This window comes from Marinobacter sp. UBA5687 (assembly GCF_002420325.1).
GTDB lineage: Bacteria > Pseudomonadota > Gammaproteobacteria > Pseudomonadales > Oleiphilaceae > Marinobacter > Marinobacter nauticus.
This window is the reverse complement of the sequence record NZ_DIHV01000124.1, coordinates 84,549-92,443: the sequence shown is the minus strand read 5'-3', so window position 1 is coordinate 92,443 and position 7,895 is coordinate 84,549. Positions and strand designations below refer to the sequence as shown.

General features: G+C 58.7%; 8 protein-coding genes and 1 pseudogene. 6 read left to right on the top strand and 3 right to left on the bottom strand.

The genetic code is table 11. The features are described 5' to 3' along the window. Positions 1-279 (top strand): annotated as a pseudogene (locus B3Y70_RS13670) (hypothetical protein); the annotation flags it as partial. 11 nt (positions 280-290) lie between these two features. Next, positions 291-1,100 carry a mechanosensitive ion channel family protein gene (locus B3Y70_RS13665; RefSeq protein ID WP_011786274.1) on the top strand — a complete coding sequence of 270 codons (810 nt, stop codon included), beginning with the start codon at positions 291-293 and terminating at the stop codon, positions 1,098-1,100. A 15-nt stretch (positions 1,101-1,115) separates the two neighbouring features. On the opposite strand, the gene dctP is transcribed toward B3Y70_RS13665, so the two are convergent. Together dctP and B3Y70_RS13655 are read right to left on the bottom strand one after the other, a co-directional pair. Further along, the gene (gene dctP, locus B3Y70_RS13660; protein WP_183576543.1) at positions 1,116-2,177 is read right to left on the bottom strand and encodes a TRAP transporter substrate-binding protein DctP; all 1,062 of its coding nucleotides are present in this window, start codon (positions 2,175-2,177) and stop codon (positions 1,116-1,118) included. Positions 2,178-2,332: 155 nt separating this feature from the next. Further along, complete coding sequence (locus B3Y70_RS13655; protein ID WP_014422193.1) at positions 2,333-2,722, bottom strand: DUF4168 domain-containing protein; 390 nt, start codon at positions 2,720-2,722, stop codon at positions 2,333-2,335. Positions 2,723-2,943: 221 nt separating this feature from the next. On the opposite strand from B3Y70_RS13655, the gene B3Y70_RS13650 reads away from it, so the two are divergent. The 4 genes from B3Y70_RS13650 to B3Y70_RS13635 are packed head-to-tail and all read left to right on the top strand — an operon-like array spanning position 2,944 to position 6,967. Then, entirely contained in the window at positions 2,944-4,416 is a 1,473-nt protein-coding gene (locus B3Y70_RS13650; RefSeq protein WP_199452369.1) for an ATP-binding protein, read from the top strand. Further along, on the top strand, positions 4,413-5,798 hold the full coding sequence (locus B3Y70_RS13645; protein WP_014422190.1) for a sigma-54-dependent transcriptional regulator: 1,386 nt from the start codon (positions 4,413-4,415) through the stop codon (positions 5,796-5,798). The genes B3Y70_RS13650 and B3Y70_RS13645 overlap by 4 nt, the downstream gene beginning before the upstream one ends. Then, complete coding sequence (locus tag B3Y70_RS13640; RefSeq protein ID WP_273030426.1) at positions 5,791-6,696, top strand: DMT family transporter; 906 nt, start codon at positions 5,791-5,793, stop codon at positions 6,694-6,696. Before B3Y70_RS13645 ends, B3Y70_RS13640 begins: the two co-directional genes overlap by 8 nt. After that, positions 6,689-6,967, top strand: coding sequence for a GIY-YIG nuclease family protein (locus B3Y70_RS13635; protein ID WP_014422188.1), 279 nt, complete (start codon positions 6,689-6,691; stop codon positions 6,965-6,967). Before B3Y70_RS13640 ends, B3Y70_RS13635 begins: the two co-directional genes overlap by 8 nt. Here the strand turns inward: B3Y70_RS13635 and B3Y70_RS13630 are convergent. Beyond that, on the bottom strand, positions 6,945-7,838 hold the full coding sequence (locus B3Y70_RS13630) for an alpha/beta hydrolase (RefSeq protein ID WP_199452367.1): 894 nt from the start codon (positions 7,836-7,838) through the stop codon (positions 6,945-6,947). The two genes, B3Y70_RS13635 and B3Y70_RS13630, sit on opposite strands and share 23 nt — an antisense overlap. Positions 7,839-7,895: the final 57 nt, after the last annotated feature.

Here is a 7,895-nt window from a genome sequence, read left to right as displayed (position 1 = left end):
CTGGATCAGCTGAGTTTGCCTGCCGTGCCCCAGAGTTCAGCCCGGCGGTCCGGCTACCTGCTGCATGCGTTGTTGATGCATGGCGGCCTGAGCCTGGGGCAGCTGGAGCTGACGTCGGGGTTGCCTGGCGAGGAATTGCGGATAGCGCTGTCCCGGCTGGAACGAGCCGATGTAGTGACCGGGGATGAGCAGGAAGGCATCTTTCGGGTGCAGGCATTGGCGTATCCGGCTGTGCGGCGGTATCTGCAATCCAAAGGGTATCCGGTGGACAGCTTCTAGGAGAAACGGTTATGGGCGATTTCGGTATCAAGGACGCACTGTCTTCAATTACCTCCGAGGCTTTGCTGGAAGCCCTGGCGGTCATCGTTGCGGCTTCGTTGCTGATCCTGATGGTTCAGAAAGCAGTTCCGGTACTGGCTGCGAAACTATCGGGAAAACCGAGGCTGTACCTTCTCGCATCCGTTCCTCTTTTCCGGCTTCTGGTCATTGTTCTGACGATCATTGTGGTGGTGCCCATTCTGGTGGAACCCTCATTCGAGAACATGATTGCCATCTTCGGTGCCCTGGGTCTTGCCTTGGGTTTTGCGTTCAAGGACTACGCCAACAGCCTCATTGCAGGTATCGTTACGCTCTATGAAATGCCTTACCGACCGGGTGACTGGATCGAAGTGAACGGTCGCTATGGTGAGGTGCGGAGTATCGGTACCCGGGCCGCAGAAATCGTGACGCTGGATGATACCGTGATTGTGATTCCCCACAGCCTGCTGTGGAATACACTGCTGGCCAATGGCAATGACGGCACGGATAACCTGATGTGCGTGGCCGAGGTTTTTCTGGACCCGAACCACGATGTCGGCCGGATGCTGGGCCTGTTCCGGGATGCGATCTTTGCCTGCCCGCTCACCAAAACCTACCAGCCGGTGCTGGTCACGGTTGCCGCACGGGAAGCCGGTATGTGCTATCGGTTGAAAGCCTACCCGCTGGAGCCCAGAGAGCAGGCGCGTTTCATTTCAGACCTGACCGCAAGGGCCGCGGAGATCTGTGGTGACGAGGGTGTCCCGATGGTCTCCTACCCTTATCTGCAGGCTCAGAAAGCCTGATCCGGGCAGGGCTGATCAGTCACCCGCAATCGACGTTGCCCGCTGAATCAGCGCCTGGCCTTTCTCTCCGGTCAGTTCGATAAAGCGTTGCCGGGCGGGCAGGCTCGCATCGCGGAAGGCCGCCCTTTCAGCTTCCGTCAGCCGTACGACCCGGATACCGCCCTGTTCCAGTATGGTCTCCAGCCGCTCCTTGTTCAGGTCCTCCTGGAGAGTCCAGGCTTCCTCGGATAGCTGTGCAATGGTTTCCTCCAGCCATTTCCGTTCCTGCGAGGGGAGTCCTGCGAACCAGTCCTCATTGGCCACAACAGATGCGATAAACCGTGAGGCCCTGGCCATGGTCATGACGTTCTGGACTTCATGGAACCCCATTTCCTCAATAGCAAACACCGGGTTGCTCTGGCCGTCGATGTTGCCGAGCTGGAGATCGCTGTATACCTGGGCGAAAGGCGTCTGTACGGGGTCAGCACCATAGCTTCGGAAAGCCTCTGCTGCGGTTTCCGAGGTCATGGTGCGAAATCTTAACCCCTGGAAATCGGCGGGGGTTCTCAGGGGGTTGTTGGCCGTCCAGGTCATCCAGCCTTCCGGCACGAACCCCAGCAGTTGCAGGCCAGCGTTGTGGTAGGCCGGTTCAAATGCGGAAATAAACGCGGGCGCCTCCAGAAGGCGACGGGCCGGTTCCTGTTCTTCCGGAAGCAGGAAGTGAAGATTAAAAAGGCCGGTTTCCGGAACGGTATCGGCCAGGTGGCCGGGCGAGGCAAAGGCCAGGTTGACTGAGCCGTTGCGAGTCAGTTCTGTCAGTTGGGCCGAGGTGCCCAAAGAGCCATAAGGAAAGACATCGACCTCAATCCTTCCACCAGACAGCGCTTCGACCTGTTCCCTGAACTGCTGTGCGTAAAGATGCTGAACACTGCCTTCAATCTCTTCCAGGGCAAAGCGCCAGGTGACCGGATACTCTGGTTTGCCGTCCGCCGAACTCTGCGCGGCTGACGAGGAGCCATTGTCGGAGCAGCCGGTCAGCAGCATCACTGCCGCAGTGGCAACGAGGCTGAAGCTGAGAAGCGGGTGGCGTTTGGTCATTGTATTCAGGGCTCCAGAATCCGGCGCATTTGAGTCTAGAGGGAAAAGGTAACACAACAGACCGAGGAGAAAAGGCCGATGTGTAAACGCCAGACGAACAGCCACAAAAAAGCCCCGCCGAAGCGGGGCCAGACGACGAACCGGATGCAGGAAATTTACATCAGAGCGTCAACGCGGTTGCGTACCTTCGGCTCACTGCTGTAAGCGGTGGCAATGGCGTTATAGGTGGGGATATCGATACCCACGTCTTCGATCACCGAGACCATTTCATCATTGGCTTCCATCTGCAGTTCCTGGGCCTTCTGCTGAGACTCGGCTGATTCGATCTTCTCGATGTATTCCTCTCGCACTTCCATAACACCGGATTGTGCCTCAATGAATTGTTTCAGCTCAGCATCGCTGTAATTGGTGCTTTGGCTGCCTGCGGCGGCGGGGTTGCTGTAACCGGAGCCCTGTTCGGCCGGGGCCGGGTTCTGTTGTGCTATCACCGGTGCGGTTGCCAGCAGTGCCAGAGATGCGGTGATGGATACAAGCAGTTTGTTCATAGCTTTACTCCTGGTTTTAATGAGGCCGGCTCGGTCGTCCAGCCACAAACTTGTGAATGTCGATGTGACAATAGCGATTCCCGTGCCAGGTTTTAATTTCTCTATAAAGGCAATAAAAACAGTAGTTTATGGATGCTCTATGGTTAAAGCTCAGTAATCTGTCTTGTGGCAAAATGCCACATGTGGCAGAAAGGCTGTGACATTTCTGCAGAGTGGTGTTTATGGCGTTGATGGGAAAACGGGTGGGAGCACTGTTCCGGTCGCTGCAATTAACGTTGGTGCTCAGTATTGTAGTGCCGCTGCTGCTGTTCAGTGGCATTGCTATCTACATTGGCATGGGGGCGGTAGAGCGCGCTCTGAACGATCGCCTTCGTGAAGACCTGGAACTGGTGGCGCGAGCGGTCAGCGGGCCGGTGAGTAAGGCGCTGGCCGAAAGCGATGAACTGGTCCTGGGCGAATCCCTGAAATCCATCTTCCAGATCGGGCGCATTTCCGGGGCCTCGGTGTTTGACGCAGAGGGTGACCGGGTGGCCAGTCTCGGTGTTGCTGACTCCGATGTCACCAATAGCGCCAGCGCCGAAAAGGCAATCGCCAGTGGTGAGCTCGGGGGCGCGTTTCGTTGGGTGGATGGCGAGTCGGTGTTTTCCCAGTTCACGCCGCTGGTTGCGGAAGACGGGCGGATTCAGGGTTTGTTGCAGGTAACGCGGCAACGCAGTGATTTCCATGATCTGGTAGCCACCAGCCGTTGGTGGGCAGTGGTGATCTGGTCGATGATTGCGGCCACCATCATCCTCGTTGTCGTTCTGGGGCATTACCGGACCGTGGGGCGACATGTGAACCGTTTGCTGGAGAGCATGGCCTCTCTGCAACCGGGCGCCTGGCGGTTGGAGACACCGGGGGCAGGGCCACAGGAGCTGCGTCAGATTCAGCAGGGCATTCGTGCTCTGGGCGAACGAATGGCCGAGGCCGAGGCCGAAATCGAAGACAGGATTGCCCGGGAACGGGCGCTGGCAGAACAGCTGGAATACCAGGAGAAAGTGGCGATGATTGGCCGGGTCGCAGGCGGGGTAGCTCACGAACTGGGGGCGCCTCTGAACGTTATTCAGGGCCGGGCCCGCATTCTGGCCAGGGCCGGGCTGGAGCAGGAGCAGCAACGGCATCTGGATGATATCGAACATCAGGTGGACCGGATGACCATGATTATCCAGCAACTGCTGGACTGTTTCCGGCATGTGCCCGAGTCCCGGCGACCCGTAAACCTGGCAGACATTCTCGAGGACGTCGTTACCCGCGCCCGTGAAGACAGGCGCTGCCAGGCGGTTTCGCTGCAAGCCGACGCTTTTGACAGGCCGATGCCGACACGGGCGGAGCCGCTCCGGGTTGGCCTGGCGTGTCTGAATGTGGTGAGAAATGCGTGTCAGGCTGGCCGGGAACAAGTCGCGCTCTCTGTCGGCGAGACCGGGGAGTTTTGGGTGTTCCGGGTCGAGGACGATGGCCCTGGTATACCGGCGGAGCATCACGCCAGGGTTTTCGAGCCGTTCTTCAGCACCCGCCCGGCCGGCGAAGGCACGGGGTTAGGGCTGGCAGTGGTTCAGAGTGTCATGAAAGAACACGGGGGGGCCGTTGAGGTGATTGATAGCGAGTTGGGTGGTTGTGGTATGGCGCTGTATTTTCCGAAAGAGGTGGGGCAATGAGCAGCCGGCCTGTCACGATCCTGCTGGTCGAAGATGACGCCAGCCTTGGCCAACTGCTGATGGAGGAGTTGGAAGTGGATGGATACCGCGTACGCAGGGTCAGTATGGTGGCCGAGGCGCGGACTGCTCTGGCAGACGAACGCCCGGGCCTGATCGTATCGGATCTGCGCTTGCCCGATGGTGACGGTCTGGAGATTCTGTCGCTTCAGCAGGCCGAGCATCCCGGTATTCCCTTTATCGTGATTACCGCGTTTGGGACGGTGGACCAGGCGGTCGATGCTTTGAAGGCCGGCGCTGATGATTTTCTGACCAAGCCGCTCTCAACGGATCATCTCCGGTTAAAGATCAAACGGTTGCTGGCCCAGGCGGATCTGAACCGGCAGTTGGCGGAGTATCAGTCCGGGCGCGGCGGCGATGAAAACATGGGCTTGATCGGCGGCAGTGCGATGATGGATCGCCTCAGGTCAGACATTCGCCAGGTTGCCCGCAGTCAGGCCGCGGTTCTGATTAATGGCGAAAGTGGAACCGGGAAAGAGCTGGTTGCGAGGGCAATCCACCAGCAAAGTGAGCGCTCAGCACGGCCGTTCCTTGCGGTGAATTGTGCCGGTATACCGCCAGACTTGATGGAAAGTGAATTCTTCGGTCACGAGGCTGGTGCTTTTACCGGTGCACGGCAGGCCCGTAGGGGGCTGTTTGCAGAGGCGAACGGTGGCACCTTGCTGCTGGACGAGATTGGTGAAATGCCATTGGCGCTGCAAGCCAAACTGCTTCGGGTGTTGCAGGAGGGCTGCATCAAACCAGTGGGGGCTGACCATGAGGAAATGGTGGATGTTCGCATTCTGGCGGCAACGCATGTGGATTTGCTTCGGGCTGTTGAGCAGGGCCATTTCCGCGAAGACCTGTATTATCGTCTCGAAACCCTGTCGTTAACGGTGCCTCCCCTGAGGGAGCGGGATGAGGATGTTGAATTGCTGGCCATGCATTTTCTGGGTGAGGCAGCACGTCGTCACAGCCGGGGGTTCCTGAAGTTCAGTGACGTCACGTTAAGGATACTCCGCGATTATCCGTTCCCGGGCAATGTGCGTGAGCTGTCCAGTGCGATTGAGCGGGCGGTCACTTTTTGTGAAAGCGATACCATACAGCCCGAGCATTTGCCCGAACGCATCCGGAAGCGCCAGGGCGGGATTGTTCAGGCTGCCGTTGCCGCTTCGCCCGGGAAACTTTCCGAATGGCCCACCTTGGAGATGCTCCAGCAGGATTACGTGCGCCGGGTCATGGCTGCCGTTGATGGTAATAAACGCCGGGCGGCCCAGATACTCGGCATTAATCGCAGAACACTGTATCGCTGGCTGGAGTCGGATTTGGAGCATGGGCATGACTGATCAGAAACAGGCCATGATGTACGGCCTTGCCACGGTGCTGCTGTGGTCGACCGTTGCCACCGCCTTCAAATTGTCACTGGCGGATCTTGCGCCGGTTCAGATGCTGCTGGTGGCCTGTACCGCATCCATCGTCGTGATGGCGGTTATCCTCATGCTACAGGGGCGCTGGGGACTGGTGTTCCGTTTGCGGCGGGGCCAATACCTGCAGTCCATGCTGATGGGGCTGATCAATCCCTGTCTGTATTACTTTCTGCTGTTTGGCGCGTTCGACCGTCTGCCCGCCCAGGAGGCCCAGCCTCTGAACTACACCTGGGCACTGGTGCTGGCCTATCTGTCGGTGCCGTTTCTGGGGCAGAAACTGCGCAGGATCGATATTCTGGCGGGGTTGGTGTGTTACGCCGGAGTGGTAGTGATCGCCACCCGCGGTGCGGTAACCTCGCTCTCATTCTCGGACCCGCTCGGTGTCTCGCTGGCGTTGGGCAGCACGCTGGTTTGGGCGTCTTACTGGATTATTGCCACCCGGGATACCCGGGACCCGGTGGTTGGCCTGTTTCTGAATTTTCTATTTGGACTGCCGGTCATTGTGCTGGTGTGCTGGCAGACGGCGGGGTTGGTCATGCCGGTCGGGAGTTCGATGGCCGCTGCGGTTTACGTCGGCGTTTTTGAAATGGGCATAGCCTTTGTGCTGTGGTCCCAGGCCATGAAAAAAGCAGAAAACACCTCGAAAGTGAGCAATCTGATTTTTATCTCGCCGTTTCTGTCCCTCGTGTTTATCTACTTCATTCTGGGCGAAGTTATTCTCACCTCGACCTACGTCGGGCTGGTGCTGATCATTGCGGGATTATGGCTGCAGCAGAAGAAAGTCCGTGACCGGGAGCAGGCGTTGAACCATGGCTGAAAACTGGTATCTGTACCTTGTTCGCACCGCATCGGGTAGCCTCTACACCGGAATTGCCACAGATGTGGAGCGGCGGTTTGCCGAGCATCAGGCGGGGGCACCCAAAGGTGCCCGGAGCCTGAGAGGTAAAGGGCCGTTAACCCTGGAGTTCCATGTGCCTGCCGGCGACAGGAGCCGCGCCTCCCGCCTGGAATGGCAGGTCAAGCGCTGGCCCAAGGTTCGAAAGGAAGCTTTGATCCGGGGTGTCGTCAGGCTTGAAGATGATGCCTGATGTGACGCCCGGCAACGGCCAGAGCGTCTCTGGCCCGGTCAAGCTGCGCGGCGTGCACCTGGAATACATGCCAGAGATTGTTGTAGATCTCCAGCGTGGTTTCCACGTGTTCCTGTTTGGCCGCCTCCGCCAATCGACGGGCGTCGTTGAGCAGAACTTCCTGGCTTCCGACCTGAATCAGCAGGGGAGGCAGGCCACTCAGGTCACCGTAGACAGGCGACACCAGCGGGTGCGTCAAAGGCACGCCGTTGGCATACATTTTCGCGGCTTTGAAGGTCCAGGCAGCGTGCAGGACCGGTTCACATTCCGGAGTGTAAAGATCCTTTTCTGACAGATCTGTCCAGGGCGAGAAGCAGGTGACGGATGAGGGTAGTGGATGACCGTGGTCGCGCAATCGCATGGCCAGTACCACCGACAGACCGCCGCCGGCGGAATCTCCGGCCAGGGCAATGGAGCCGGGGCATACCCCCTGGTTGATCAAGGCCAGATATACGGCTTCGGCATCGTCCGGCGCGGCTGGAAACGGATGCTCCGGCGCCAGCCGGTAATCCGGTACCAGTACGTCGCAGCCAGAGAATTTGGCCAGATGGCCGGCAATGCCCCGGTGGGTATCGGCAGAGCCCATAACATAGCCTCCGCCGTGAAAATACAGTACGGTGCCGCCAGAACGGTCTTCCGGGGAGGCGCGCAGCACCGGTACATCGCCCAGGTCTTCCCACGCGAAACTGACGTCTTTAGGCGGGTAGGATGTTCGATAAGCTTCCCGGGTGTATCGGCGCTGCACCGATAACGGAAACGCCCGGGACAGGACGGGCTTCACAAAACGGTGCATGGTCCCTCTCAACCCGGCCTCAAGAAGCGGCTGGAACATCTGTGTTCTCCCTTGTGAATGCGTTAGGATGACTGGCATTTATGGATTCATGACAGG